The organism is Pontimonas sp., assembly GCF_031581085.1.
Taxonomy (GTDB): Bacteria; Actinomycetota; Actinomycetes; order Actinomycetales; family Microbacteriaceae; genus Pontimonas.
Genome location: NZ_JAVLBO010000054.1, coordinates 1 through 2,157, shown reverse-complemented (window position 1 = coordinate 2,157; position 2,157 = coordinate 1). Strand labels below are relative to the sequence as shown.

Genomic DNA, 2,157 nt, shown 5'->3' with positions numbered 1-2,157 from the left:
CTGCCATGTCGACCACCTTTGGGCCCGGTATTCCTTTGGACGTCAGCCAGGTCTAACTTCACCATTTGACCGTGGCTCTCGGGCTGGTTCGTGAAGCCCGGGTGTCACGGTAGGGGTCGCTTCAGGAGCTTGTCCATGCGCCTTGCCGTGTCCGCCCCGTAGCGTTTTTGGCCCAAGGCTCCAGTGCAGCGCGGTTGGCCCCTGGCTGCAGGCCAGCAAATGGGAAAGGGTTTTGTCATATTTGGCGCGATTTGGTGTTGTGTTCCCGCTCCCGATAGATTTAGAACAGCCAAAGACCGCCGGTCGTGGGGCGTGAGAAGTCACAAACCACCGAAGCACAGGGTGAAAGCCCTCGGCCCGCGTAGGCGTAACGAGAACATTTAATGCTCCGTGCGCATGCGCTCGGAGCATTTTTTATGCCTGGTGGTCTGCGGTGACAACAACAACCAAGGAGACCCATGGCGACAAAGGAAGCAACGGTCGCAGAGCTCACGACGAATTTTCGTGAATCTGCTGCGGTGTGGCTGACTGACTATCGGGGACTGAGTGTCCAGGAGTTGAAAGAACTCCGCAGTACTCTGCGTGCCGATGCCAGCTATGCCGTGGTGAAGAACACGCTGACAAAGATTGCGGCCAAAGAAGCGGGCATCGACGTTCTCGATGACCTCCTCGTTGGCCCATCCGCTTTGACTTTTGTTCACGGGGATCCCGTGAACGCAGCCAAAGCTCTGCGCAACTTCGCTAAAGACCACCCCGCCCTGGTCATTAAGGGCGGCTACTTCGAAGGTGCACCACTGAGTGCTGAAGAAGTCGACGCATTCGCGAAGCTCGAATCCCGCGAGGTGCTGCTTGGCAAACTCGCCGGTGCCGTCAAGGCTTCGCTGTTTGCTGCCGCGTATCTGTTTACTGCCCCCCAGGCATCCGCCGTTCGGGCAATCGACCAGTTGCGTCAGAAAAAAGAATCTCAGGGCGCGTAAGCACCCGAACCCCTACCTACAACACAAGGAGAAATCATGGCCAAAATGTCCACCGACGACCTCATTGAGGCGTTCAAGGAACTCTCGCTCATTGAACTGAGCGAATTCGTCAAGAAGTTCGAAGAGGTCTTCGAAGTGACCGCAGCCGCTCCGGTCGCTGCCGCAGCAGCTGCCCCGGCAGCCGGCGACGGTGGCGGGGAAGTCGCCGAAGAGCAGGACTCGTTCGACGTCGTTCTCGAAGCCGCTGGCGACAAGAAAATCCAGGTCATCAAAGAGGTTCGTGCGCTCACCAGCCTCGGCCTGGGTGAAGCGAAAGCACTCGTTGATGGAGCCCCCAGTGCAGTTCTGGAAGGCGCCAACAAAGAGACCGCTGAGAAAGCCAAAGAGCAGATCGAATCTGCTGGCGGAACCGTCACGCTTAAGTAGTTCTTTTTCGAATGAAGCCCGGGAGGGATGGCACAGCCATTTCACCCGGGCTTCATGGTTTAAAGGCCCGTCTTTCAACTCGTCCTGCGCGCCCAGCGGAACGGGATGGGACTCGGCTCAACTTCGGCCAAGAAACGGCAAAGGTGTATCGGCCTGATTTCCCCAAGGGTTGGGAACTACCAAATCCCGGAAGACTCCCCGATTCGCTTACGCAAGATTCGGTCAAGCCGAGATGAGCCGGTACTGCGACGCTTCAGTAGCCTGCTAGTGGACGGCGGGCCTCCTAGGGCTGCTTCTGTGGAGAAGGTTGACGCGTGAGGCCCCACGAGGATGCTGGCGTTCATAAGGTTAACGAAATCAGCCGCCGCTTGTTGTTCGCCTTCGACGTCTCTTCGGGCTGGCGGGAATGGGTCAAAGAACACCTCGAACCCAGCTTTTTCTAGCTTTTTGGCAGCTAAGGAGCGAAGCTCTGCGTCGTCAGAGCAGATAAAGACCTCTTTCACACCTTTGCGGCGACCAGTGGCCAGTGCGGTGCGAATGAGGCGCTGAGGAGACGCTGCCTCCTTTCGTCGATCTGTGCCACGCAGATGCACGCCCAGGTAATCACTGGAAGGGCGGACCTTGGCTGCGCTTTTCAGAATAGATTCTCTAAAGCGCAGGGTGTTGAGCAGCCTGGTCCGATCGGGTCGGGTGAGTGCGTCCAGGCGGTCGCTATCGCGACTTTGCCTACCCGCTTTGGGGTGGAAGTAGTTGC

The 2,157-nt window shown here is 57.9% G+C and carries 3 protein-coding genes; 2 read left to right on the top strand and 1 reads right to left on the bottom strand.

Features of this window, described 5'->3' with window-relative positions:
- The first annotated feature begins 458 nt into the window (after positions 1 to 458).
- Positions 459 to 977: a 50S ribosomal protein L10 gene (rplJ, locus tag RI518_RS07760; RefSeq protein ID WP_310689807.1), complete on the top strand. Its 519-nt coding sequence runs from the start codon at positions 459 to 461 to the stop codon at positions 975 to 977.
- 36 nt (positions 978 to 1,013) lie between these two features.
- Positions 1,014 to 1,403, top strand: coding sequence for a 50S ribosomal protein L7/L12 (gene rplL, locus RI518_RS07755; protein WP_310689806.1), 390 nt, complete (start codon positions 1,014 to 1,016; stop codon positions 1,401 to 1,403).
- Between the two features lie 176 nt (positions 1,404 to 1,579).
- Here rplL and RI518_RS07750 read toward each other — a convergent pair.
- Positions 1,580 to 2,157 (bottom strand): hypothetical protein (locus tag RI518_RS07750; RefSeq protein WP_310689805.1); only part of this gene is annotated, 578 nt, incomplete at its 5' end.